This is a genomic window from Desulfovibrio sp. X2, from assembly GCF_000422205.1.
In the GTDB taxonomy this organism is placed as follows: domain Bacteria; phylum Desulfobacterota; class Desulfovibrionia; order Desulfovibrionales; family Desulfovibrionaceae; genus Alkalidesulfovibrio.
Genome location: NZ_ATHV01000021.1, coordinates 25,317 through 48,284, shown reverse-complemented (window position 1 = coordinate 48,284; position 22,968 = coordinate 25,317). Strand labels below are relative to the sequence as shown.

Genomic DNA, 22,968 nt, shown 5'->3' with positions numbered 1-22,968 from the left:
ACAGGAAGGATGTCGGAAAAATGGCTTCATCGGACAAGTTCGCGGGAATGAACATCGACTACCAGAAGTTCGCCAAGCAGGGCGACATCATGCTCGCCGCGGGCGTGATGCTCATCCTGTTCATCATGCTCGTGCCGGTTCCCTCGATCCTGCTCGATTTCATGCTCACCATCTCCATCTCCATCTCCCTGGTCGTCCTGGTCACGACCATGTTCATGAATTCCCCCATGGAATTCTCCATCTTTCCTTCGGTCCTCCTGGTCACCACCATGCTCCGCCTGGGTCTGAACGTGGCCACCACGCGTCTCATCCTGCTGCACGGCAACGAGGGCCCGGACGCTGCGGGCTCGGTCATCCAGTCCTTCGGCGAGTTCGTGGTCGGCGGCAACTACCTCATCGGCATCGTCATCTTCCTGATCCTGTTCATCCTGAACAAGGTGGTCATCACCGCGGGCACCACGCGTATCGCGGAAGTCGCGGCCCGCTTCACCCTGGACGCCATGCCCGGCAAGCAGATGGCCATCGAGGCCGACCTGAACGCCGGGCTCCTCGACGAGAAGGAGGCCACCCGCCGCCGCGAGACCGTGCGCAAGGAGGCCGACTTCTACGGAGCCATGGACGGTGCCTCCAAGTTCGTCCAGGGCGACGTCAAGGCGGGCATCATGATCACCGGCGTGAACATCGTCGGCGGGCTCTTCATCGGCATCGTCATGAAGGGCATGAACTGGATGGACGCGGCCAAGACCTACACCCTGCTGACCATCGGCGACGGTCTGGTGGCCACCATCCCGAGCATCATCATCGCCACCTCGGCGGGCATCATCGTCTCCCGCGCCGCGGCGGAGGCGAAGATGGGCGAGGAATTCATCGGTCAGTTCACCATGCATCCGCGCGCCCTGCGCCTCGTATCCGTCATCCTGGTCATCTTCGGCATCGTGCCCGGCATGCCCACCATTCCCTTCCTGGGACTGGCGGGCCTGGTCTTCTTCGTCTCCAAGGTGGCCGCCAAGAACGTCGCGGAGATGGATACCGACTCCAAGGACAAAAAGAAGGAAGCTCCGGCCCTGGACACTCCCGAGGAGGTCCAGGCGCTCCTGCCCCTGGACGCCCTGGAACTCGAGGTGGGCTACGGCCTCATCCCGCTCGTGGACGAGGAGCAGAACGGCAACCTGCTGGCGCGCATCCGCTCCATCCGCCGCCAGTTCGCCCTGGACATGGGCGTCATCGTTCCGTCGCTGCACCTGCGCGACAACCTGCAGCTGAACCCGGGCCAGTACTCCGTGCTCATCAAGGGCAACGAACTGGCCACGGCGGAGATCCTGGTGGATCACCTGCTGGCCATGGACCCGGGCGACGTGAAGCACCGCATCAAGGGCGTGGAGACCCGCGAGCCGGCCTTCAACCTTCCGGCGCTGTGGATCCCCGACAGCCAGAAGGAAGAGGCCATGCTCGCCGGCTACACCGTGGTCGATCCTTCAACGGTCATCGCCACGCACCTTACCGAGGTCTTCAAGCGCAACCTGCACGAGTTCCTCGGCCGCCAGGAGGTCCAGGCGCTGCTCGACAACCTGCACAAGCGCGCGCCCAAGGCCGTGGACGACCTCATCCCGAACATCATGCACCTGGGCACCGTGCAGAAGGTCCTGCAGAACCTGGTCAAGGAGAACATCTCCATACGCGATCTCCTGACCATCGTCGAAGCCCTCGCCGACTACGGCCCGGGCATCAAGGACCCGGACCAGCTCACCGAGTACGTGCGCTCGCGCATGGGCCGCACCATCGTCAAGCAGTACCAGGCCAAGGACGGCACCCTGCCCATCCTGACCCTGGACCAGGGCATCGAGCGGCTCCTGCAGGAATCGCTGCGCCAGACCGACCAGGGCGCCTACCTGGCGCTCGACCCCTTCAAGGCGCAGCAGATCATTCAGGCCATCAACCGCGTCACGGAAGCGGCGCTGGTCCACGACGGCCAGCCGGTCCTGCTGACCTCACCCGTAATCAGGCCTCACTTGGCCCAGATTGTGCTTAGATTCATCCCGACGCTGCCCGTGGTCTCCCAGGCCGAGATCCCGGCGGAAATCCGACTGCAAACCCTGGCCGTGGTGGATCTGAACAATGCGGGTTAAGACCTTTCGCGGAAAGAACACGAAGGCGGTCCTGGAACAGGTCAAGCGCGAGCTCGGCCCCGAAGCGATCATCCTCTCCACGCAGAGCAGGCGCGAGAACGGCATCTGTTTCTGCGAGGTCATGGCCGCGGTGGAGCAGGATGCCGGACAGGACGCGCCGTCCGCCACGCAAAGCCTCGCCGGGGGCTCCCCGGCGTCGGAAGCGGAGGACGTCATGAGCCTCAAGCGCGAGTGGAGCCAGATAAAAGACGTGCTTCTCGGCCTGGCCGGCGACCGCATGGACCTCTCCCTGCTCTCCCCCAGGCAGCAGCAGGGCCTGCGCTTCCTGGAGGAGGACGGCGTGGAGCGGCAGGTGATCATCCGCCTCTTCGCGCGACTCTCCCGCGATCGTCATGCCTCCCTGCTGCAATCGCTGGGCGAGGTCGTCGGCGTCAGACCGCTGACGCCCGGCGCCTATCCGCAGAAGATCCAGGCCCTGTCCGGCCCGAGCGGCGTTGGCAAGACCACCCAGCTCGTGCGCATGGCCCTGGCCTGCCAGAAGGCCACCCCCAAGGCGGGCATCTGCCTGGTCAACGCCGACTGCGACCGCGGCAAGGGCCGCCTTCTGCTCAAACACTACGCGCAGCTCTCCGGCATGGCCTACCGCGAGGTGCACGGCCGCGACGACGTGCAGAGCCTGCTCGGCGAGTTCACGCGCTTCGACCGCGTGTTCATGGACCTGCCGAGCCTGCCGCGCGGCGAGCGCCTCTCCGACTCCCTGGCCGTGCTCGGGCTCTCGAACCTTTCCGAGCTCGCCGTGCACCTGCTGCTCTCGCCGCACTACGCGCCCGCGCAGATGCGCATCTTCCTGGACACCTACAAGACGGCGAAAACCGTCTCCCTCATCTGGACGAAGCTCGACGAAGCCTGTACTTTCGGTTCCATGGTCAACGCCGCCGAGCACACGGGGCTGCCCGCCAGCGCCCTGGTCAGGGGGCCGGGCCTCAAGGACGCCCTGGCGCTCACGGAGAGCATGGCGCTGTGGAAGCTGCTCTTCAAGCACGAGCTGCCCGCGGCCAGGAGCGAGGCTCCGCACGCTCCCGCACGACGCGGCGCCCGCAAGCCCGCATCGCGCACCGCGGCGGCCTGAGGCGCGATACGGACATGCAAACGACACGCACCATGCGGACCGACAAGAATTCCAGGGCGAAGGACCCGAAGTCGATGGCGAACTACCCTCTCGTGCTCTCCGTGACCTCCGGCAAGGGAGGAGTGGGCAAGACCAACGTCTCGGTCAACCTGGCCTGCCGCCTGGCCGCCATGGGCCGCCGCGTGGTGCTTCTGGACGCCGACCTCGGCCTGGCCAACGTGGACGTGCTCCTCGGGCTCGCGCCCACGCACACCCTTTTCCATCTTTTCCACGAGCAGACGCCCATCGAGGACATTCTGCTGCCCACGGAATACGGCTTCACGATCCTGCCCGCGGCCTCGGGCGTGGCCGACATGCTCTCCCTGTCCACGGGCCAGAAGCTCGAGCTCCTGGAAGCCATGGACGGCCTGGAAGACCAGGTCGACTACCTGATCGTGGACACCGGCGCGGGCATCAACGACAACGTGCTCTATTTCAACTTGGCCGTGCAGGAACGCCTGCTGGTGGTCACGCCGGAGCCGACCTCCCTGACCGACGCCTACGCGGTCATCAAGGTGCTCAAGAACAGCCACGGGATAGACAAATTCAGGATTCTGGTGAATATGGTCCCGGACGCGCGGACGGCCAGGAACGTCTTCACCACGCTGTACAAGGCCTGCGACCACTTTCTTGACGGCGTCTCCCTGGACATGGTGGGCTACCTGCCCATGGACGTCGAGGTCAGACGCGCCGTCATCGACCAGATCCCGTTCAGCACACGCACGCCGGACAGTCCGGCGGCCAGGCAGATGGCAGAGATCGCCCGCGCGGTGAACAGATGGCAACCAGCGACAAGGCTCGATGGAAACATCAAATTCTTCTGGAAAAAGATCCTCTTCCAGGAACAGTCCGTGGCTTAGGCTCGAAAACGGCGACGCCGCCTTCGACGACCTGCCCCCCAGGGACAAGGAAGAGGTCGTTCGCCATTACGCGCCCAAGATCAAGATCATCGGCCTGCGCCTGAAGGCCAAGCTGCCCAAGAGCATCGAGCTGTCCGAGCTGATCAGCGCCGGCTCCATGGGGCTGCTCGAGGCGCTCAAGAAGTTCGATCCCGCGCACGGCATCAAGTTCGAGACCTACGCCGAGAACCGCATCAAGGGCGCCATGCTCGACGATCTGCGGCGCATGGACTGGTTCTCGCGCAACCTGCGCCAGAAGATGCGGACCATCGAGGAGGCCTCGCGGCGCATGGAAGGCGAGTCGGGGCGGACGCCCTCGGTGGAGGAGCTGGCCCGCGAGACCGGCCTCACCGAGCGGGACGTGGACTACAGCCTGGAGATGCTCCAGAACCAGGTCTGCGTGAGCCTCGAGACGCTGTCCGAGAACCTGGCTAGCATGAAGAAGGCGAGCCACGAGAACGATCCCTACAACCTGGCCGCCTTCCAGGAAATCGTTGACAAAATCGCCATGCTCATTGATGAATTGACCCCGCGAGAGAAGCTCGTCCTGTCGTTGTACTACGGGGAGGAGCTGAACATGCGCGAGACGGCCGAGGTCATGGACATCACCGAGGGACGCGTCTCGCAACTGCATTCACAGGCATTGAGCAAGCTGAGAGGGCTGTTCCGTACGCAGTACGGGGGAGACTTCAGGTAAACGACGGGAGAGCCTATGGCCATGAACTACAATATGCGCATTCTCGTGGTGGACGACTTCTCGACCATGCGCCGTATCGTGCGCAACATCCTGCGCCAGATCGGTTTCCAGAACATCGTCGAAGCCGACGACGGCTCCACGGCCTGGGAGACCCTGAACAAGGACAAGATCGACTTCATCGTCTCCGACTGGAACATGCCCCAGATGTCCGGCATCGAGCTCCTGCGCAAGGTTCGCGCCAGCGAAGAGTTCGGCGACCTGCCCTTCCTCATGGTCACGGCCGAGGCGCAGCAGGAGAACATCATCGAGGCGGTGCAGGCCAAGGTCTCCAACTACATCGTGAAGCCCTTCACGGCGGAGACCCTGGGCCAGAAGATCCAGAAGATTTTCGACAAGTAGTTCGGCCCTGATGGGCCGTCCTCGAAGGGGCGCGGATGGTGCTGATGGTCCCCGGCGACGACGACCCGCTCGGCGTTGACGAGCCCGAGGGCGGCAAGGCCGGCGAAGAGAAGGCGAAGCTCGACGAGAGCGACCTGGACCCCGGGCAGGAAGTACCCAGGGCCCTGCAGAAGGTCGAGCTCGACCTCGACGACGCCCCCTTCCTCGAGGACGAGGACGAAGAGGAGCCCGCCGCAGCGGCAGCGGAGGAGGCTCCCAAGGAGATCGGCCTCGAGGAGAAGAAGCCCCGCTCTGCTCCCTCCTGGCTCAAGAACAAGAAGCTCCTCTTCCTTCTGGCCGCGCTCCTGCTCGTCGGCGTCGGCGCGACCCTCTTCCTCCTGCTGCGTTCCCCGAGCAAGGCACCTGCCCCGCCACCGCCGCCTCCGGTCGAGGAACACGCCGAGAAGCCCGCGGAACATACGCCGCCGCCTCCACCGCCCAAGCCCACGGAATTCACCGTGTCCTTCGAGCCGTTCTGGGTCGAGAAGATCGATGCGGACAAGAGGGTTCACTTCTTGCATATTTCTTTTGCAGTGACGACCAAGAGCGAGCAGACGGAGCGGGAGATCAACGCCAAGATGCTGATCCTCCGGGATGCCGTGTACTACTACCTGAAGAACAAGGACTACGCCTTTCTGGCAGATACGGGGAACCTGGAGGCGATCAAGGCGGACATCCTGCAGATCGTCAACAAGTTCCTGGGCACAGACCAGCTCAGTATCCTGCTGATCAAGAAATATCTGGTGCAGTGATGGGCAACGACGTCGATCTGATCCTGCTGATCCAGCAGCTCCCGCACCTCTCCAAGATAGTGACGGCCTCGCACGTCCATCCGGAGACCCAGCGGGCCAATCTCTACGAGCAGGTCCAGGAGCACCAGGAACTGTCGCACGATCAGGTGCAGGAGATCGAGAAGAAGGAGAAATCCAAGCAGGTGGAGGAGGACGACTCCAATTCCGGCCAGCAGATGCACGGCGAACACGAACGCCGCGAGGAGGAGCCGGAGGAGCCGGACCAGCCCGCCTCCAACGCCTCGCCCTGGTCGGGCAACCTCCTGAACCTCAAGGTCTGACGCCATGTCCATGGAAATGCTGCTCATCCTCCTCTCGCTCTTCGAGATCCTCCTGCTCGCCCTGGTGGTGGTCTTCTTCCTGCGCCTGCGCAAGAGCGAGGAAGTGCTCTCGCGGCTGCGCGACAAGCAGGACGACCTGCTCAACAAGCTGCGCTTCAACTCGCAGATGGAGCGCGAGCTGGTGACCTCCTTCGAACAGCGGCAGGTGGAGCTGGCCGCCCTGGACCAGGCCCTGGAAGCCCGCGCCAAGGATTTGACCAAGCTCCTCAAACAGGCCCAGGAGATGGCCCGCTCCCCCCAGTTCCTGCGCGAGATGGTGCTCACCGGGCACCGCAGGGGCAAGTCCCCCATCGAGCTCGCCCGGGCCTCGGGCATGTCCGTGGACGAGGTCGAATTCATCATCGAGCAGGACGGCGACTAGCACCCCGCGGCCGCCACGGCCGCGCCAATCGTGGGCTGACCTCCCACACCGGCGACGAATCCCATGAACGACTCCGCAAACGACCGCGCAGCCCAGTTCCGGGCCCGGCATTCCCCGGGCGACGTGGTGCGCGGCCGGATCGCCGAGGAAGAGCGCCCGGGATTCTACTGGATCGAGATCCACGGCGTGCGCCTCCTGGCGCACCTCGACCCCGGACTGCGCCCCGGCCGCCTGCTGGCCTTCGAGATCACCTCCCTGTGGCCGGAGATCGTGCTGCGGCTCCTCACGGACGACGGCTCGTCCGGCCCCACGCCCCAGGGCCTCGCGGCCGACTGGCTGGCGGCGCGCGCCGCGCTCGAGGACGCGCTCGCCCACGCGTCCGAGGCATGCGAATCCAGCCCCCTTTCCCTGCAGGACGGCAAGCTTGCCGCCCTCTTTCCCAGGCGCTCTCCCCTCGCCACGGCCATGGCCCGCGCCCGCGCCTCGCTCGCCGTCCTGAACGACAACCTGCTGCGCCCCCGAGGCGCCGTGCTGGACTACTTCCCGCTTCTGCTTCCCGGCGCGCCCGGGGTGGAGCGCCTGACGGTGCGCCAGCCCGACGGCATGCTGCGCCTTCTCGCCGACGCCGTGCACCCGGACGCCGGACGCGTCCGTTTGACCGGAGCGGCGCGCGGCGCTGACGCCTCCTACCGCGTCCAGGCCGAACATCCTGAGGCCCTGCCCCGGCTTCTCTCCTCCCTCGAAGCTATCCTCGTCCTTGCGGACGCTCCGCGCTGGTCCCTGCTGGGCGCAACCGCCCTGACCTCCGCCCCCCAGCCCCTGCTCGCGCCCTTCCTCGGCCCGTCCTCGGCCCTCGGCCTGCGGCGCCGCTACGTCTGAGCAAGCCTCTCCCCTTCTCTCGCGCCTGCCCGGATCACGATCAGTTCGCGGTTCCTGCAAAGCCCGTGTCCCCTTCGCGGCTCGAATCGCCCGCCACATCACGAGTTCATGCTCCCGCAGCAGACGGCGCTATTCACGCAACAAATTAATATTTCTAGACAAATATATTTTTCATAAGTTTCCTGCCACTTTTAATTGACAATGATTCTCAAGTTCACTTAAAAAGGACTCACGACGGCGGTCATGGAACCCGCCGCCGAAACGGCAAACGACACGGGAGAGATGACCATGTGTGCATGCAAGACCCTCGGCGGACTCATCAGGGCCGGAATGGACAGCTTCAACGCCGGCGACGGCGACGCGGCCCTGGAGCAGCTGAACGACGCCCTGGCCCTGTCCGGGAGGATCGGAAGCCAGGTTCACCAGGCCAAGATCCGCTGCAACCTCGCCCTGGTGCTGTCGCATGCAGGCAACATCTCCGCCGCCGTCCGGCATTACCGCACGGCGATCTCCCTGGTCGAAGGCCGGCTCGGAGCGGACCATCCGCTGCTCGACCGCATGAGGCGCAGCGTCGGAACCTTCCTTACCGACGCCGCCTGACCTTCCGCAGAATCCCGCCGACTCGCCACACCTCCGTCCATGCCCATCGGGGGGCGCCGCCGCCACCGGCGCCCCCCTCCTTCCTTCTCGACGTCTTGACAATCAGGGCCAAAGACCCCACGTTCCGGTTCCCGAAAGACCGAGGAATCATGCCCGACACCACGACAGTCCTGCCGCCCATCGCCCCGGACCGGCCCTGGCTCGCCCCCCTGGCCGGCTACTCCGACCTGCCCTTCCGCCTGCTCTGCCGCGAGCACGGCGCGGCCTGCTGTGAAACCGAAATGGTCAGCGCCAAGGGGCTGCTCTTCACCTCCAAGGGCACCGCGCGGCTCCTGGCCACCACCCCCGAGGACGCGCCTCTGGTGGTCCAGCTCTTCGGCGCCGATCCCGACATCGTGGCCCGCGGCGCGGCCTTCGTGCTCGAGCGCGGCCACGCCCTGCTCGACCTGAACGCCGGCTGCCCGGTGCCCAAAGTGGTCAAGACAGGTTGCGGCGCGGCCATGATGCGCGAGCCCGAGCGCCTGGCAGCCGTGGCCGAGGCCATGGTGCGCGAGGCGGGCGAGGGTCGCGTGGGCGTGAAGATCCGCCTGGGCTGGACGCACGACGAGCAGACCTTTCTCGAAGCGGCGAAACGCCTGGAGGACGTGGGCGTGGCCTGGCTGACGCTGCATCCCCGCAGCGGCGCGCAGGGCTATTCCGGCGAGGCCCACTGGCCGAGCCTCGGGGCCGTCAAGGCCGCGGTGAACGTGCCGGTGATCGCCAGCGGGGACCTTTTCACGGCCGAGGACGCGGCCCGCTGCATCGCCCAGACCGGCGTCGACGGCGTCATGTTCGCCCGCGGGGCGCTCAGGCATCCCGGCATCTTCGAGGACCTGCGCGAGCTGCTTGCGGGCCGCGCTCCCGCGCCGCTCACCGGCACGCGCATCGCCTCCTTCATCCGCCGCCATGCGGCGCTCATCCGCGACCACGGCGCGCCGCGCAAGGACCTGCTCAAGCTGCGCACGGTCATCCCCCGCTTCGTGCACGGCCTGCCGGGCTCCAAGGAGATCAGGAAGCGCATGATCCTCTGCCACTCCTGGGATATGGTCCATGAGCTGGCCGAGATGCTCGAGGCGCTGGACACGGCCCAGGACAGTCCTGAAGACGTTTCCCCGGCCCCGGCCGTCGCCCTCTCCGCTGAGGTTGCCCCGGGAAGCGAGGCGACGTAACGTGTCGCGCGATCCGAACGACCGGCGCTCCGGCGCCCCCTGGAGGAGACTATGGAGATAGTCCGGGCCGAGACGGCCGGTTTCTGCATGGGCGTGGCCCTGGCCCTGCGCAGGCTGGACAGCCTGATCGAGGAGGCGCCGGTCGGTCCGGTGGCCACCTTCGGTCCGATCATCCACAACCCCCAGGTCATGGAAGACTATGCCCGCCTGGGCGTGAGCGTGGCGAAGAGCGTCGACGACATCTCGGCCGGGAGCAGCGTGGTCATACGCGCGCACGGCATCCCCCGCACCACCGAGGAGGCGCTTTGCGACCGCGGCGCCCAGGTCATCGACGCCACCTGTCCCCGGGTCAAGAAGGCCCAGATCCTCATCTCACGCATGGCGGCCGAGGGCCGCATCGTGCTGCTCTACGGCGAATCCGAGCACCCCGAGGTCAAGGGACTGGTCAGCTACGCCTCGGCAGGCGCCTTCGTCTTCGAATCGCCCGAGGAGCTCTACGATTTTCCCTTTGAATCCGGCGAGCGCTATTGCCTGGCCGCCCAGACCACGCAGGACAAGATCGTGTTCCGCGAGCTGGCCGACAGGCTGAAGGACCGCAAAGACCTCGACGTGGCCGTGCTGCAGACCATCTGCGACGCCACGCGCGACCGCCAGAAGGAGGCCATCGACATCGCCCGCGGGGTGGACTTCATGGTCGTGGTGGGCGGCCGGGATTCCGGCAACACCAGGCGGCTGGCCAAGGTCGTGGAGGCCGGGGGCACGCCCTGCGTGCACGTGGAGACGGCGGCCGAGCTTCCCCTGGACCGCATCCGGGGCACCCACCGGGTGGGCCTCACGGCGGGCGCCTCCACCCCCAAGAAACTCATTGACGAGGTCGAGGCCGTCCTGAAGAATCTCTAGCCTGGGCACGCGAAGGCGCGGGCACCGCAAGGACACGGGGGGGGAAGATGAGCCAGACGAACATCCTGCTCGAGGCGGGCACCAACGAACTCGAGATCGTCGAATTCTTCATCGACGAGCCGGACGAGGCGAAGGCGTCGGAAGCCTTCTACGAAGGCTACTACGGCGTGAACGTGGCCAAGGTGCTGGAGATCATCCGCTTGCCCAAGATCACGGTCCTGCCCAACGTCAGCCATCCGAGCATCCTCGGCACGTTCAACCTCCGCTCGCACGTCATCCCCCTGGTGGACCTCTCGCTGTGGCTCGGCAAGCGCCGCGTGGAACGGGAGCCGCCCAAGGTCATCGTCACCGAGTTCAACAAGGTCACCACGGCCTTCCTGGTCTCGGGCGTGAACCGCATCCACCGCATGTCCTGGGAGAAGGTCGAGTCGCCCAGCGGCTACGTGGCCGCCTTCTCCTCCAACTCCATCACCGGCGTGGTCAAGATCGACAACCGGATCATCTTCCTCCTGGACCTGGAGAAGATCGTCACCGAGCTGAACCCGCAGCTGGGCCTTCGGCTCGACGCGGACGTGGACTACAGCACGGGACGGCGCTGGCGCGCCCTGGTGGCGGACGATTCGGCGCTCATCCGCGAGATGCTGCGCGACCTGCTCGAGAAGGCCAACTTCGACGTGGAGGTCACGACCAACGGCCGCGAGTGCTGGGAGAGGCTGCAGGCCATCAAGGCAACGGCCGAGGGCGACGGCCGTCCCCTGACCGACTACCTGCAGGTGGTCGTGGCGGACATCGAGATGCCCGCCATGGACGGCCACCATCTGACCAAGCGCATCAAGGAGGACAAGACCCTCGCGCAGCTGCCGGTCATCCTCTTCTCCTCCCTCATCACGGACAAGCTGCGCCACAAGGGCGAGGCCGTGGGCGCGGACGACCAGATCGCCAAGCCCGAGGTCGGCCAGCTGGCCATGCGCGCAAAGCGCCTCATCGAGGAGAAGCTGGGAGGCCAGACGACCGCAAAACCTGCCCCTGCCGCGGTCTGAACCGTTCTTCTCCGTCCGAAACGAAGCGGGCCGCCGGATTTCTCCGGCGGCCCGCATTTTTTTCAAGCTCGCGATGAAGATGCGAGGTCAGCAGATCCGCGGCAGCTGCTCGCCCTCGAGCATGCCGAGCAGGCGTCTGCCGCCGAGCGGCGTCTCCAGCGCGACCTTGCCCGCGTGGTCGGCGACGACGCTGCCGATGCGGCATGCGCCCGCGCCAAGGGGGTCGGCGCGCATGACGGCGAGGGCCTCGTCGGCCAGGGCCTCGGGCAGGATGCAGATGAACTTGCCCTCGTTGGCCAGGTACAGCGGGTCGAGCCCGAGGAAGGAACAGCCCGAGCGCACCGCGTCGCTTATGGGCAGCTCGGTCTCGCGCACCAGGATGCCCGCGCCGGACGAGGAGGCGATCTCGTTCAGGGTGGTCGCCAGGCCGCCGCGCGTGGGATCGCGCAGGACGTGGATCTCCGGGAGAGTGCGCAGGAGCTTCTCGATGAGGTGGTTCAGGGCTGCTGAGTCGCTCTGCACCGGGGCGTCGAAGGACAGGCCCTGGCGGCGCGAGAGGATGGTCAGGCCGTGGTCGCCCATGCTCCCGGAGACGAGCACCGCGTCGCCCACGGCCGCGCGGTCGCCGCTCGGCGTGGGATCGACGATGATCTCGCCGATGCCGGTGGTGTTGATGAAGATGCGGTCCGCCGCGCCCTTGGGCACCACCTTGGTGTCGCCCGTGACGATGGCCACGCCCGCGCGCTTGGCAGCCGTGCCCATGGAGGCCACGATGCGCTCGAGGTCGGCCATGGGCAGACCTTCCTCGATGATGAAGCCGCAGGTGAGGTAGCGCGGCACCGCGCCGAGCATGGACACGTCGTTGACCGTGCCGTGCACGGCCAGCGAGCCGATGTCGCCGCCCGGGAAGAAGATGGGGTCCACGGTGTAGCTGTCCGTGGACATGGCCACGCGGCCCGTGATGTCGAGCACCGCGGCGTCGTTCAGGCGCGAGAGCTCCGGGTTGTCGAAGTGCGTGAGGAAGAGCTCGGCGATCAGGCGCTGGGAGGCGCGGCCGCCGCTGCCGTAGTCGAGGAGGACCTTGTCCGGCATCTTCAGGACTCCAGGTTGTACTTGAAGTAGGCGGCGCAGGAACCTTCGGTGGAGACCATGCACGGCCCCACGGGCTTGGCCGGGGTGCAGACCTTCTTGAACAGGGGGCACTTGTTGGGCGGCAGCTTGCCCTTGAGCACGTCGCCGCAGCGGCAGCCCGGCAGGGGCGGCACGTCTCGAAGCTCTATGCCGAGCGCCTTCATGGCGTCGAAGCGCTCGTACTCGCCGCGAAACGCCAGCCCGCTGCCCGGGATCACGCCGATGCCGCGCCAGCGCGCGTCGCAGGTCTCGAAGACGTCGGCCATCAGGGCCTGGGCCTTGCGGTTGCCCTCGTCCGCGACCACGCGGGTGTATTGGTTGAGCACGGCGGGCTCGCCCTTCTCGAGCATTTCCTGCAGAAGGATCAGGGCCTGCAGGATGTCCAGCGGCTCGAAGCCCGCGACCACGGCCGGGGTCTTGAACTCCTCGGCCAGGAAATCGTAGGCGCGCGCGCCGATGACCGCCGAGACGTGGCCCGGCAGGATGAAGGCCTCCACGGCCATCTCGGGATCGGAGAGCAGGGCGCGCAACGCGGGCGGCACGAGCTTGTGGAACGAGAGGACCTTGAAATTCGAGAGCCCCTGGGCCTCGGCCATCTTCACCGTGGCCGCGATGCCGGGGGCGGTGGTCTCGAAGCCGACGCCGATGAAGACCACCGTGTCGTTCGGGTTCTCGTGGGCGATCTTCAGCGCGTCCGGGGGCGAATAGACGACCTTGACCCGCGCGCCGTCCGCCTGGGCGGACTTGAGGCTGCCGCCGCCGGGACCCGGCACCTTCATCAGGTCCCCGAAGGTGGCCATGATGACCCCGTCCTTGCCCGCGGCCTCCATGTAGGCCGCGACTTCGGCGTCGTGGGTCACGCAGACCGGACAGCCGGGGCCGGTGAGGTGGACGATGTTCTCGGGAAGCAGCGAGTGCAGGCCGCTCTGGAAGATGGCCACGGTATGGGTACCGCAGACCTCCATGAAGCGCACGCCACGGCCCGCGGCCCGGATCTTCTCGAGCAGCGGACGGGCTATGGCGGGATCGCGAAAACCGGAGAAGAAATCCACGTGTGCTCCGCTGATGGCCGCCCGGGGCGGATTGAGATGACAAGAGGATTAGGGCCGACTGCTACCCCCCCGTTCCGGTTGCTGTCAATCATGGAAATTTTTCCCGCTTCGGGGTAACCTGCCGGAACACGCGCAACCACCGGCCGGACGCCGTAACAGCAAGCCGGACTGAGGACATGACCAGCGAGAGCAGTTCCCCTCCCCTTTTCACCTGCCCGGGCCTCTTCACGAGCCGCCTGGAGCCGGACTGGCTCGTGCCCACCGACGAGCAGTGCACGGCGTGGTGGGACCGCTACGAGATGCCCCCGCACATCCGCGAGCACAGCCTGGTGGTGGCCCGCGTGGCCGAGACCCTGGCGGTGCTGGCCGAGCGCAAGGGGCTGCCGGTCTGCGTGCAGAGCGTACGCGCCTCGGCCCTGCTGCACGATCTGGCCAAGCACTACTGCATCCTGCACGGCGGCTCGCACGCCCAGATCGGAGGGGCCTGGGCCATGGATCTGACCGGCAACCCGGTCCTGGCCCAGGGCATCGTCCACCACGTCTACTGGCCCTTCGAGATGGACGTGGCGCGCTACTTCATGCCCCTGGCCGTGCTGTACGGCGACAAGCGGGCGAAACACGACGAACTGGTCTCCGTCCATGTGCGCTTCGACGATCTCCTCGTGCGCTATGGACACACCCCTGAAATCCAGGAAAAAATCCGCTGGACGGTCGAACAGGCGCTGGAAGTCGAACGGCGCCTGGGCGATCTCCTCGGCGAGGATCTCGATGCGTATCCTTTTGATAGCGGGCGGCTGGTCGAACGAGCGTGAAGTCTCCCTGTCCGGGGCGGCCCAGATCGAGAAGGCCCTTTCGCGCCTCGGCCACCAGGTCACCCCGTTCGATCCCCTGCCGGGCTTCGACGGCCTCATCGAGACCGCGAAAGACCACGACTTCGCATTCCTGAACCTGCACGGCTCGCCGGGCGAGGACGGCCTGATCCAGGCCATGCTGGACGCGGCGGGCGTGCCCTACCAGGGCTCGGGCCCCAAGGCCTCGTTCCTGGCCCTGCACAAGGCCGCGACCAAGCAGATCTGCCGCGCGGAGGGCATCCCCACGCCGAACTGGGCCTTCGTGCCCGTGGTCCCGGCCGCGGGCTGGCTCTGCCCCCTCGCCTACCCCCTGTTCGTCAAGCCGAACAACGGCGGGTCGAGCGTGGACATGCAGCGGGTCGACTCGGCGGAAAAGCTCGGCCCGGCACTCGACGCGCTCTTCTCCAAGGGCAAGGAGGCGCTCCTCGAGGAGGCCGCGCCCGGCTTCGAGATGACCTGCGCCGTGCTCGGCGAGGAGGCCCTGCCCACGATCCTCATCACGCCCAAGCTCTCGGGCGAGTTCTTCGACTACCGCAGCAAGTACGAAGACGGCGGCGCGGACGAGATATGCCCCGCCCCGGTGGACGACGACCTCAATGCGCGGGTGCGCGAACTGGCGCTGCGCGCCCATCTGGCGCTCGGCTGCGAGGGCTATTCGCGCTCCGATTTCATCGTCACCGAGTCCGGCCCGGTGCTGCTGGAGACCAACACCCTGCCCGGCATGACCGCCACGAGCCTGGTGCCCAAGGCGGCGGCCGCGGCGGGCATGAGCTTCGACGAGCTGATCGCGCGGCTCATCGAGCTCGGCCTCGCGCGCTCCGCGCGCAGACAAAGGGCCCAGGCCGCGGCCGAGGACGTCACCGACATCTTCGCGGACGAGGACATCTGATGCGGCGCCCGGGCCTGTCGTCGGCCCTCACCGTCTACGACCTGCTCTGGCGCGGCCTGCCCGTGGTGCTCAAGCGCAATAAGCGATTGCGCGAGGGCTGGGACGAACGCCTCCTGAAGACTCCCCTGCCCCGGGCGGATATCTGGCTCCAGGCCGCCTCGGCGGGCGAGGCCTATCTCGCCCGGACCATCCTCGCCGCCCTCTCGGCCGCGTTGCCGCAGGGCGCGCGGGTGCGCGCACTGGTGACCACCAACACGCGCCAGGGCCGCGACCTCCTGGAACGCGCCGCGGGCGAGCTGGCCGACGCAGCCGCTGCCGTGACGCTCCTGCCCGCCTATTGTCCCTTCGACCGTCCCTCCCTCATGCGCAAGGCCTTCGGCCAGGTCATGCCCAGGTGCCTCGTGCTGCTCGAAACCGAGATCTGGCCGGGTCTCCTCGCTGCCGCGGCCGGGGCAAACGTGCCCGTGGTCATCGCCAACGCCCGCATGTCGCCAAAGACCCTGGCGCGCAACCTGCCGTTCGCGAACCTGCTTCGACCCTTCGGACCGGCCGAGGTGCTGGCCATCTCCGAGAAGGACGCGGCCCGCTTCGCCACCCTCTTCCCGGCCGCGCGCACCAAGAACGTCTCCAACGTCAAGTTCGACCAGCTGACCCTCGGCGAAACGCCCAAGGCGGCCTCGGCCCTCGCCTCCCTGCTCCCGGAGCAGTCGCCCTTCGTGGTCCTCGGCTCCGTGCGCGAGCAGGAGGAGGAGCAGGCCGCCCGCGCCGCTGCGGACATCCTCGCGGCCCGGCCGGACGCGGTGATCGGACTCTTTCCGCGCCACATGGAACGGCTCGCCGCCTGGGAGGGGCGCCTCGCGGCCTTGGGGCTGCCCGTGGTGCGCCGCAGCGCCCTCACCGGTCGGGCCATGCCGGGCGCAACGATCCTCTGGGACGTCTTCGGCGAGCTGACCACCGCCTACTTCCTGTCCGGGGCCGTGTTCGTGGGCGGCAGCCTGGCCCCCCTGGGCGGCCAGAACTTCCTCGAGCCCCTGGCCGCCGGGCTCGTGCCGGTCTCCGGCCCGTACTGGAAGAATTTCGCCTGGGTGGGACGCGAGATCGTGCAGCAGGGGCTGCTCCGGGAAGTGCCGGACGGCCGCGCCCTGGCGGGTGCCCTGCTGGACCTGCTCGACGCGCCGAGGCCGCGCGAGGAGGTGCGCGAGGCGTTTGCGGCCTACGTCGCCACCCGGCGCGGCGCGGCCGGATGCATCGCCTCCCGTCTTGCAGAGCGTCTCGGTTTCGCGTAAAAGTCATTCGCTTTGGCCGCCAACACCTTGCCCCCCTGCTACGGGATCATCCCAGCGCGCTACGCATCGACGCGCTTTCCAGGAAAACCGCTGGTCGAGATCCTGGGCAAGCCCATGTTCTGGCACGTCTGGGCCAGGGCCTCGCGCTGCCCTGAGCTGCGCACGGTGGTCCTGGCCACGGACGACGAGCGCATCGAGGCCGCGGCGAAGAAGCACGGCGTGCCCGTGGTCATGACACGCTCCGACCACGTCAGCGGCACGGACCGGGTGAACGAGGCGGCCGCGCTCCTCGGAGTCGAGGAAGAGGCCGTGGTGGTCAACATCCAGGGTGACGAACCGGCGCTCGACCCGGCCATGCTCTCGCACCTGGTCGCCCCCTTCGCCGACGAGGCCGTGCGCGCCGCCACCCTGGCCCACGCCATCGACGCCGAGCGGGCCGCGGTCCCCGATCAGGTCAAGGTGGTCTTTACGGTGCGACGGGACGCATTATACTTCTCCCGCGCTGCCGTGCCCCATCCCCGGAATGCCGACGGGGCGGGTTTCTTCGGCCATATCGGCATGTACGCTTTCCGGCGTTCGACGCTTGCGCGCTTCACCACCCTCCCCCAGGGAGAGCTCGAGAAGCGCGAGAGCCTCGAGCAACTGCGTCTCCTCGAGAACGACATCCCCATCCGGGTCGTGCTCGTGGAGACTGGCACGCGGGGCGTCGACCGCCCCGAGGATCTGGCGGCAGTGACCGCCCTGCTTTCCGAGCACCACAGGGAGTGATGCAGATGGACGCGATTTTGGCACTCGAGGACGGCACCTGGTTCAAGGGCTCGTCCTTCACCGGCGACGGCGAGACCGGCGGCGAGGTCATCTTCAACACCGGCATGACCGGCTACCAGGAGATCCTCACCGACCCCTCCTACGTCGGGCAGATGGTCTGCATGACCTATCCCCACATCGGCAACTACGGCGTCAACCTCGACGACGTCGAGTCCAGCCGCATCCGCGTGGAGGCCTTCATCGTCAAGGAGTGCTGCAAGACGCCCTCCAACTGGCGCGCGAAGAAGAGCCTGCCCGAGTACCTGAAGGAATACGGCGTCATGGGCATCGAGGGCATCGACACCCGCGCCCTGACCCGCCACCTGCGCCTGCACGGCGCCATGCGCGGCCTCATCTCCACGCGCGAGAGCGATCCCGAGCGTCTGATCGCCCGTTGCCGCGAGCTGCCGACCATGGAAGGCCAGAACCTGGCCGAGCGCATCACGCCGAAGAAGCCCTACGTCTGGAGCGAGCAGGGACCGAAGGACGTGGAGCTCGTGAACGGCAAGTACGAGTGGCCCGGCCCCGGCCCGCGCCTCGTGGTCTTCGACTTCGGCATCAAGTGGAACATCCTGCGCCTGCTCACGGCCCAGGGCTTCGACATGCTCATGGTGCCCTCCTCCTTCACGGCGGAGCAGGTGACGGCCCTTTCCCCGGACGCCATCTTCTTCTCGCCCGGCCCCGGCGATCCCGCGACGCTGCAAGGCCCCATCGCCGAGATCAGCAAGATGACCGACGCCTACCCGCTCGGCGGCATCTGCCTGGGACACCAGCTCCTGGGCTCGGCGCTCGGCGGCTCGACCTTCAAGCTCAAGTTCGGCCACCACGGCGTCAACCATCCGGTCAAGGACCTGATCACCGGACGTATCGAGATCTCCTCGCAGAACCACGGCTTCTGCGTGGACATCTCCTCCCTGCAGGACGTGGAGATGACCCACGTGAACCTGAACGACCAGACGCTCGAAGGCTTCAGGCACACGAAAAAGCCCATCATCACCCTGCAGTACCATCCCGAAGCGGGTCCCGGGCCGCACGACGCCCAGTTCTTCTTCACCCGCTTCAGGAACCTGGTGCGCGAATCGACTGGAAAATAAACAGGATTCGGTCTATCAGAAGGCTTCCGGAGCGCTGAAACAAGGGTAGGAGTCATGTCCGCGGAACTCATCAAGGCCAGGCAGCTGATCAACAAGATCAGTTCCAACCTCAAGCAGAAGAAGCTGCAATCCGCGGCCCAAAGCCTTCAGGACGCCCTGCTGATCATCCTCAAGACGCCGCTCATGAAGAACGAGCGCGAGGAGTTCACGCAGCTCATCGAACAGGCCGTCTACCATCTGCGCGGCGACCGTGAATTCGCCAAGGCCTACCCGCTCCAGCTCGAATACACGCCTGGCGAAGAAAAGCAGCTGTATACGCAGATGGTCGAGGCGGTGAAGGAGCTCTCGGCCTCCTCCACCGAGGAGGCCCAGGCGCTTCTGGCCCTGATGGCCAAGCGCAAGGAGGACGGACTCAAGAAGGTCGAGGCCCAGCTCGCCTCGGGCAAGCATGCGGAGGCCAAGCAGTCCGCCGACAACCTGATCCGCGAATTCGCCAGCGACACGGACCTCAAGGCCGAGGTGGCCGACCTCTTCCTCAAGCACGAGCTCTACCAGGAAGCCTACGGCTACCTCGAGGAAGCCCTCAAGAACGATCCCGGCGCCGCCCACCTGTACAACCGCATCGCAATCGTCCTGCGCAAGATGAAGGACTACGCCACCGCCGAGCAGTACTACAGGAAGGCCCTGCAGTGCTGCCAGCACGACGAATACCTCTTCTTCAACATCGGCCGTCTCTATCACGACTGGCAGAAGTGGAAGCACATGGCCGAGATGGCCAAGCGGGCGCTGAAGATCAACCCCGGATTCGAGCAGGCCCAGAAGATGCTGCAGTTCGCCATGAAGAAGCTGGAACAGGACGGCTAGTCGGGTTCATCGCCCTCCGGCCTGCCGTGCGGCTCGCGGCACGCGGCCATGAAGGCCGCAGCTCCCCTCAGATCGTCCACCACCACGTCCGCCCGAGCCTTTCCGTCCTGCTCGGCGCGCCTCCCCTTGCCGGTGCGCACGAGGATGCTCGACCGACAGCCCGCCGCACGTCCGGCCTCGATGTCCTCGGGCTTGTCGCCCACGAAGAAGGATTCCCGAAGATCCAGCTCGAGGTCCGCCGCTGCGCGCTCGAGAAGCGCCGTGCCGGGTTTGCGGCAGTCGCAGCCGTCCTCGGGAGCGTGCGGACAGAAGTAGATGCCGCCCAGGCGCACGCCCTGCTCCGCCAGGAGAAGGGACATGCGCGCGTTGACGGCGTGAGCGTCCTCTTCGCGGAAATATCCCCTCCCGACGCCCGACTGGTTGCTCACGACGACGAGGACGAGCCCCATCTCCTGCATGGCCAGAAGCCCCTCCGCCGCCCCGGGGAGCAGATCCACGCCCGCCGGATCGGAAAGATAGTGCTTGTCCGCGATGATCGTGCCGTCGCGATCGAGGAAGGCGGCCCTGCAAAGCCGCATCACAGGCCGCCTCCGGTGGCGCTCGCGGGCAGGCTCGTCAGGTCCAGGGCCATGCCCACCGCGGCGCGCATCCCCCCGTCGTCCGCCATTCCCGTGCCCACGAGGTCGTAGCCGGTGCCGTGGTCCGGCGAAGTGCGCACGTAGGGCAGGCCGAGGGTCACGTTGACCGCTTCCCCGAAGTGCAGGAGCTTCAGCGGGCCGAGCCCCTGGTCGTGGTACATGGCCAGCACGGCGGAGAACTCGCCCCGCACGGCGCGGCCGAAGACCGTGTCCGCGGGCAGCGGACCGACGGCATCGATGCCCGCGGCACATGCCTCCTGCACGGCCGGGCCTATGACCTCGATCTCCTCACGGCCGATGCGGCCGGACTCGCCGGCATGGGGATTCAGGCCGCACACGGCGAGCGGCGCCGAAAGCCCGAGCCGCAGCGTGAAATCCTGAAGCAGGGACAGGCAGTGCAGGATGCGCGGCCCGGTGATCATGGAGGGCACCTCGCGCAGGGGCGGGTGGGTGGTCACGAGCGCCACGCGCAGCTTCGGCCCGGCCAGGCACATGCATACGTCCGTGGGCGCGAGCCCCGCATGCTCGGCGAGGAATTCGGTGTGGCCGGGAAAATCGAAGCCCGCAGCCATGAGCATGGCCTTGTTGAGCGGCGCGGTGACCAGGGCCCGGCCGAGCCCCTGGCGCATGAAGCGCGCTGCCAGCGCCAGGGAGAGCCCGGCCGACCGGCCGCCCTCGGGCCGCGGAGCGCCGGGGGCACAGGGATAATCCTCGAGCCCGTCAGGTATGAGCAGGCAGATGCCCTCTCCGGCCTCCTCCGCGGAACCCACGCGGCGCCAGAACTGCGCCATGCCCAGGGCGTGGGCCTGCTGCAGCAGGGGCTCGTGCGGGCCGATGAGCAGCACCGGACCGTGCACGAAGCCACCGCCGAACACGCGGCAGACGAGCTCCGGCCCCAGGCCGTCGGGGTCGCCCAGGGTGACGACCAGGGGGCGTTCGCGCACCATCGCCACGATCCTCCTCTACTGCTTGAAGGCCATGGCGGCCAGGGGCGGCAGGGTCAGCTCCAGATGGTAGGGCCAGCGCGCTCCGAATCCGGACTCTTGGGCCACGGCGCCATGGTAGTTGCCCACGTTCGAGCCGCCGTAGAACTCGGAATCGGAGTTGAATATCTCGCGCCAGTGGCCGGGCGCGGGGCAGCCCACACGGTAGCCCTGCCGCACCACGGGCGTGAAGTTGAAGATCCAGAGCACCGGGGTGCCGTTTCGGTCCTTGCGCATGAAGCTCAGGATCGACGACTGCCAGTCGTGCAGGTCGACCCACTCGAAGCCCTGCCACTCGAAGTCGACCTCGTGCATGGCAGGCTCCTCGTGCAGGAGCCGGTTCAGATCGCGCACCGTGTTCATGATCCCCTGGTGCGCCGGATAGTCGAGCAGGTTCCAGTCCAGCGGCGCCATGCAGTTCCACTCGTTCCACTGCCCGAACTCGCTGCCCATGAAGATGAGCTTCTTGCCCGGATGGGCCCACATGTAGCTCAGGAAAAGCCGCATGTTGGCGAACTGCTGCCAGTAGTCGCCGGGCATCTTGGCCAGCAGGGCGCGCTTGCCGTGCACGACCTCGTCGTGGGAGATGGGCAGCACGAAGTTCTCCGTGAAGGCGTAGAGCATGGAGAAGGTCAGGCTGTTGTGGTGCCAGGAGCGGTGGACGGGTTCTTTCGAGAAGTACTCGAGCTGGTCGTGCATCCAGCCCATGTTCCACTTGAAGGAGAAGCCGAGTCCCCCGGTGTAGGTGGGACGCGAGACGCCCGGCCAGGAGGTGGACTCCTCCGCGATCATGGCTGCGCCCGGGAACTGGTCGTGTACCACGGTGTTCAGTTCGCGCAGGAGGTTCACGGCCTCGATGTTCTCCCGCCCGCCGTGCTCGTTGGGGATCCACTCCCCTTCCTTGCGCGAGTAGTCGAGGTAGAGCATGGAGGCCACGGCGTCGATGCGCAGGCCGTCGAAGTGGAACTCCTTGAACCAGTAGAGCGCGTTGGCCAGCAGGAAGTTGCGCACCTCGTGGCGGCCGTAGTTGAAGATGTAGGTCCCCCAGTCCGGATGCTCGCCCTTGCGCGGGTCGGCGTGCTCGTAGAGCGCGGTGCCGTCGAAGCGGCCCAGGCACCAGTCGTCCTTGGGGAAATGCCCCGGCACCCAATCCAGGACCACGCCGATGCCCTCCTGGTGGCAGCGGTCCACGAGGTACTTCAGGTCCTCGGGCGCGCCGTAGCGCGAGGTGGGCGCGAAATAGTGCGAGGTCTGGTATCCCCAGGACTGGTCGAGGGGATGTTCGGCCACGGGCATGAACTCGATGTGCGTGAAGCCGAGGTCGCGCACGTAGGGCACGAGCCTGTCGGCCAGGGCGCGGAAGTCGAGGAACATGCCGTATTCGTGCCCGGCCCAGGCCCAGGAGCCCGGATGCACTTCGTACATGGACACGGGCTTGGCGAACGGCAGTCCCTCCTCGCGGCGCATGCGCAGCCACTCCCCGTCGTTCCACTCGTAGTTGTCGAGCGGCCAGAGCACCGAGGCGTTCCCGGGACGAAGCTCCGCACGGAAGGCCATGGGGTCCGTCTTGGTCAGGACGTGCCCCTCCCGGGTCGTGACGGCGAACTTGTAGAGCGCTCCCTGCGCGACGTCGAAGGCCGTTCCGGCCCAGACGCCGGAGACGCCGACCGGATAGAGCGGATGGCTCCCGGGGGTCCAGTCGTTGAAGCTGCCGACCACGCTGACTGCCGCCGCGTTGGGAGCCCAGACGGCGAATCGCCAGCCCTGTCGGCCGTCTTCCTCGGTCACGGGATGGGCGCCGAGGATGCGATAGAGATCCCAGTGCTGCCCCATGCCGAAAAGATGGAGGTCGAAGGGAGGAATGTAGGCTGGAATGGTGTTCTGCTGCATGGCGGACCCGCTGTTTTTGAAGGCAATACTCTGCC

24 protein-coding genes are annotated in these 22,968 nt (G+C 66.9%); 19 read left to right on the top strand and 5 right to left on the bottom strand.

What is annotated here, in order from left to right; all coding sequences use genetic code 11:
- Positions 1-20: 20 nt before the first annotated feature.
- The 13 genes from flhA (at position 21) to DSX2_RS08170 (ending at position 11,448) form a co-directional block, all read left to right on the top strand.
- A complete protein-coding gene (gene flhA, locus DSX2_RS08230) occupies positions 21-2,126 on the top strand; it encodes a flagellar biosynthesis protein FlhA (protein ID WP_020880710.1) in 2,106 nt (701 codons plus the stop codon).
- Positions 2,116-3,255, top strand: a complete 1,140-nt coding sequence (locus DSX2_RS08225; RefSeq protein WP_020880709.1) for a GTP-binding signal recognition particle SRP54 G- domain-containing protein — start codon at positions 2,116-2,118, stop codon at positions 3,253-3,255. Before flhA ends, DSX2_RS08225 begins: the two co-directional genes overlap by 11 nt.
- Positions 3,256-3,329: 74 nt before the next feature.
- Positions 3,330-4,154, top strand: a complete 825-nt coding sequence (locus DSX2_RS08220) for a MinD/ParA family protein (RefSeq protein WP_020880708.1) — start codon at positions 3,330-3,332, stop codon at positions 4,152-4,154.
- Positions 4,096-4,890, top strand: a complete 795-nt coding sequence (locus tag DSX2_RS08215; RefSeq protein WP_020880707.1) for a FliA/WhiG family RNA polymerase sigma factor — start codon at positions 4,096-4,098, stop codon at positions 4,888-4,890. Before DSX2_RS08220 ends, DSX2_RS08215 begins: the two co-directional genes overlap by 59 nt.
- 15 nt (positions 4,891-4,905) lie before the next feature.
- Entirely contained in the window at positions 4,906-5,289 is a 384-nt protein-coding gene (locus tag DSX2_RS08210; RefSeq protein ID WP_020880706.1) for a chemotaxis response regulator CheY, read from the top strand.
- 35 nt (positions 5,290-5,324) lie between these two features.
- Positions 5,325-6,080 (top strand): flagellar basal body-associated protein FliL, encoded by a 756-nt coding sequence (fliL, locus tag DSX2_RS08205; RefSeq protein WP_020880705.1) that lies wholly within the window; start codon positions 5,325-5,327, stop codon positions 6,078-6,080.
- Complete coding sequence (locus DSX2_RS08200; RefSeq protein WP_020880704.1) at positions 6,080-6,400, top strand: hypothetical protein; 321 nt, start codon at positions 6,080-6,082, stop codon at positions 6,398-6,400. The genes fliL and DSX2_RS08200 overlap by 1 nt, the downstream gene beginning before the upstream one ends.
- A gap of 4 nt (positions 6,401-6,404) precedes the next feature.
- Positions 6,405-6,821 (top strand): hypothetical protein, encoded by a 417-nt coding sequence (locus tag DSX2_RS08195; RefSeq protein ID WP_020880703.1) that lies wholly within the window; start codon positions 6,405-6,407, stop codon positions 6,819-6,821.
- 63 nt (positions 6,822-6,884) lie between these two features.
- On the top strand, positions 6,885-7,700 hold the full coding sequence (locus DSX2_RS08190; protein WP_020880702.1) for a hypothetical protein: 816 nt from the start codon (positions 6,885-6,887) through the stop codon (positions 7,698-7,700).
- 288 nt (positions 7,701-7,988) lie between these two features.
- The gene (locus DSX2_RS08185; protein ID WP_172640017.1) at positions 7,989-8,300 is read left to right on the top strand and encodes a tetratricopeptide repeat protein; all 312 of its coding nucleotides are present in this window, start codon (positions 7,989-7,991) and stop codon (positions 8,298-8,300) included.
- Between the two features lie 149 nt (positions 8,301-8,449).
- Positions 8,450-9,508 carry a tRNA-dihydrouridine synthase gene (locus DSX2_RS08180; RefSeq protein ID WP_020880700.1) on the top strand — a complete coding sequence of 353 codons (1,059 nt, stop codon included), beginning with the start codon at positions 8,450-8,452 and terminating at the stop codon, positions 9,506-9,508.
- Positions 9,509-9,559: 51 nt separating this feature from the next.
- Entirely contained in the window at positions 9,560-10,408 is an 849-nt protein-coding gene (ispH, locus tag DSX2_RS08175) for a 4-hydroxy-3-methylbut-2-enyl diphosphate reductase (RefSeq protein WP_020880699.1), read from the top strand.
- A gap of 47 nt (positions 10,409-10,455) precedes the next feature.
- Positions 10,456-11,448: a chemotaxis protein gene (locus DSX2_RS08170; protein ID WP_020880698.1), complete on the top strand. Its 993-nt coding sequence runs from the start codon at positions 10,456-10,458 to the stop codon at positions 11,446-11,448.
- Positions 11,449-11,535: 87 nt separating this feature from the next.
- On the opposite strand, the gene hypE is transcribed toward DSX2_RS08170, so the two are convergent.
- Entirely contained in the window at positions 11,536-12,540 is a 1,005-nt protein-coding gene (hypE, locus tag DSX2_RS08165; RefSeq protein ID WP_020880697.1) for a hydrogenase expression/formation protein HypE, read from the bottom strand.
- 2 nt (positions 12,541-12,542) lie between these two features.
- Positions 12,543-13,631 (bottom strand): hydrogenase formation protein HypD, encoded by a 1,089-nt coding sequence (gene hypD, locus DSX2_RS08160; RefSeq protein WP_020880696.1) that lies wholly within the window; start codon positions 13,629-13,631, stop codon positions 12,543-12,545.
- A gap of 176 nt (positions 13,632-13,807) precedes the next feature.
- On the opposite strand from hypD, the gene DSX2_RS08155 reads away from it, so the two are divergent.
- From DSX2_RS08155 to DSX2_RS08130, 6 genes are read left to right on the top strand one after another with little or no spacing between them, the layout of a single operon-like run.
- Positions 13,808-14,443, top strand: a complete 636-nt coding sequence (locus tag DSX2_RS08155; protein WP_020880695.1) for a metal-dependent phosphohydrolase — start codon at positions 13,808-13,810, stop codon at positions 14,441-14,443.
- Positions 14,400-15,371: a D-alanine--D-alanine ligase gene (locus DSX2_RS08150; protein WP_020880694.1), complete on the top strand. Its 972-nt coding sequence runs from the start codon at positions 14,400-14,402 to the stop codon at positions 15,369-15,371. Before DSX2_RS08155 ends, DSX2_RS08150 begins: the two co-directional genes overlap by 44 nt.
- Positions 15,371-16,657 (top strand): 3-deoxy-D-manno-octulosonic acid transferase, encoded by a 1,287-nt coding sequence (locus DSX2_RS08145; RefSeq protein ID WP_020880693.1) that lies wholly within the window; start codon positions 15,371-15,373, stop codon positions 16,655-16,657. Before DSX2_RS08150 ends, DSX2_RS08145 begins: the two co-directional genes overlap by 1 nt.
- A gap of 27 nt (positions 16,658-16,684) precedes the next feature.
- Positions 16,685-17,425, top strand: a complete 741-nt coding sequence (gene kdsB, locus DSX2_RS08140) for a 3-deoxy-manno-octulosonate cytidylyltransferase (RefSeq protein WP_035041407.1) — start codon at positions 16,685-16,687, stop codon at positions 17,423-17,425.
- Between the two features lie 5 nt (positions 17,426-17,430).
- Complete coding sequence (gene carA / locus DSX2_RS08135) at positions 17,431-18,558, top strand: glutamine-hydrolyzing carbamoyl-phosphate synthase small subunit (RefSeq protein ID WP_020880691.1); 1,128 nt, start codon at positions 17,431-17,433, stop codon at positions 18,556-18,558.
- Between the two features lie 54 nt (positions 18,559-18,612).
- Positions 18,613-19,422, top strand: a complete 810-nt coding sequence (locus DSX2_RS08130; protein ID WP_020880690.1) for a tetratricopeptide repeat protein — start codon at positions 18,613-18,615, stop codon at positions 19,420-19,422.
- Here the strand turns inward: DSX2_RS08130 and gmhB are convergent.
- The 3 genes from gmhB to glgB are packed head-to-tail and all read right to left on the bottom strand — an operon-like array spanning position 19,419 to position 22,933.
- Complete coding sequence (gene gmhB / locus DSX2_RS08125) at positions 19,419-20,000, bottom strand: D-glycero-beta-D-manno-heptose 1,7-bisphosphate 7-phosphatase (protein WP_020880689.1); 582 nt, start codon at positions 19,998-20,000, stop codon at positions 19,419-19,421. The two genes, DSX2_RS08130 and gmhB, sit on opposite strands and share 4 nt — an antisense overlap.
- Positions 20,000-21,007 (bottom strand): 4-hydroxythreonine-4-phosphate dehydrogenase PdxA, encoded by a 1,008-nt coding sequence (gene pdxA / locus DSX2_RS08120; protein WP_020880688.1) that lies wholly within the window; start codon positions 21,005-21,007, stop codon positions 20,000-20,002. Before pdxA ends, gmhB begins: the two co-directional genes overlap by 1 nt.
- 15 nt (positions 21,008-21,022) lie before the next feature.
- Positions 21,023-22,933, bottom strand: coding sequence for a 1,4-alpha-glucan branching protein GlgB (glgB, locus tag DSX2_RS08115; RefSeq protein ID WP_020880687.1), 1,911 nt, complete (start codon positions 22,931-22,933; stop codon positions 21,023-21,025).
- Positions 22,934-22,968 lie beyond the last annotated feature (35 nt).

What these genes read in the sequence shown, in the direction of transcription:
- flhA (WP_020880710.1), top strand. Translation starts at nt 21, where the DNA reads ATGGCTTCATCGGACAAGTTCGCGGGAATGAACATCGACTACCAGAAG.
- DSX2_RS08225 (WP_020880709.1), top strand. Translation starts at nt 2,116, where the DNA reads ATGCGGGTTAAGACCTTTCGCGGAAAGAACACGAAGGCGGTCCTGGAA.
- DSX2_RS08220 (WP_020880708.1), top strand. Translation starts at nt 3,330, where the DNA reads ATGGCGAACTACCCTCTCGTGCTCTCCGTGACCTCCGGCAAGGGAGGA.
- DSX2_RS08215 (WP_020880707.1), top strand. Translation starts at nt 4,096, where the DNA reads ATGGAAACATCAAATTCTTCTGGAAAAAGATCCTCTTCCAGGAACAGT.
- DSX2_RS08210 (WP_020880706.1), top strand. Translation starts at nt 4,906, where the DNA reads ATGGCCATGAACTACAATATGCGCATTCTCGTGGTGGACGACTTCTCG.
- fliL (WP_020880705.1), top strand. Translation starts at nt 5,325, where the DNA reads ATGGTGCTGATGGTCCCCGGCGACGACGACCCGCTCGGCGTTGACGAG.
- DSX2_RS08200 (WP_020880704.1), top strand. Translation starts at nt 6,080, where the DNA reads ATGGGCAACGACGTCGATCTGATCCTGCTGATCCAGCAGCTCCCGCAC.
- DSX2_RS08195 (WP_020880703.1), top strand. Translation starts at nt 6,405, where the DNA reads ATGTCCATGGAAATGCTGCTCATCCTCCTCTCGCTCTTCGAGATCCTC.
- DSX2_RS08190 (WP_020880702.1), top strand. Translation starts at nt 6,885, where the DNA reads ATGAACGACTCCGCAAACGACCGCGCAGCCCAGTTCCGGGCCCGGCAT.
- DSX2_RS08185 (WP_172640017.1), top strand. Translation starts at nt 7,989, where the DNA reads ATGTGTGCATGCAAGACCCTCGGCGGACTCATCAGGGCCGGAATGGAC.
- DSX2_RS08180 (WP_020880700.1), top strand. Translation starts at nt 8,450, where the DNA reads ATGCCCGACACCACGACAGTCCTGCCGCCCATCGCCCCGGACCGGCCC.
- ispH (WP_020880699.1), top strand. Translation starts at nt 9,560, where the DNA reads ATGGAGATAGTCCGGGCCGAGACGGCCGGTTTCTGCATGGGCGTGGCC.
- DSX2_RS08170 (WP_020880698.1), top strand. Translation starts at nt 10,456, where the DNA reads ATGAGCCAGACGAACATCCTGCTCGAGGCGGGCACCAACGAACTCGAG.
- hypE (WP_020880697.1), bottom strand. Translation starts at nt 12,540, where the DNA reads ATGCCGGACAAGGTCCTCCTCGACTACGGCAGCGGCGGCCGCGCCTCC.
- DSX2_RS08155 (WP_020880695.1), top strand. Translation starts at nt 13,808, where the DNA reads ATGACCAGCGAGAGCAGTTCCCCTCCCCTTTTCACCTGCCCGGGCCTC.
- DSX2_RS08150 (WP_020880694.1), top strand. Translation starts at nt 14,400, where the DNA reads ATGCGTATCCTTTTGATAGCGGGCGGCTGGTCGAACGAGCGTGAAGTC.
- DSX2_RS08145 (WP_020880693.1), top strand. Translation starts at nt 15,371, where the DNA reads ATGCGGCGCCCGGGCCTGTCGTCGGCCCTCACCGTCTACGACCTGCTC.
- carA (WP_020880691.1), top strand. Translation starts at nt 17,431, where the DNA reads ATGGACGCGATTTTGGCACTCGAGGACGGCACCTGGTTCAAGGGCTCG.
- DSX2_RS08130 (WP_020880690.1), top strand. Translation starts at nt 18,613, where the DNA reads ATGTCCGCGGAACTCATCAAGGCCAGGCAGCTGATCAACAAGATCAGT.
- gmhB (WP_020880689.1), bottom strand. Translation starts at nt 20,000, where the DNA reads ATGCGGCTTTGCAGGGCCGCCTTCCTCGATCGCGACGGCACGATCATC.
- pdxA (WP_020880688.1), bottom strand. Translation starts at nt 21,007, where the DNA reads ATGGTGCGCGAACGCCCCCTGGTCGTCACCCTGGGCGACCCCGACGGC.
- glgB (WP_020880687.1), bottom strand. Translation starts at nt 22,933, where the DNA reads ATGCAGCAGAACACCATTCCAGCCTACATTCCTCCCTTCGACCTCCAT.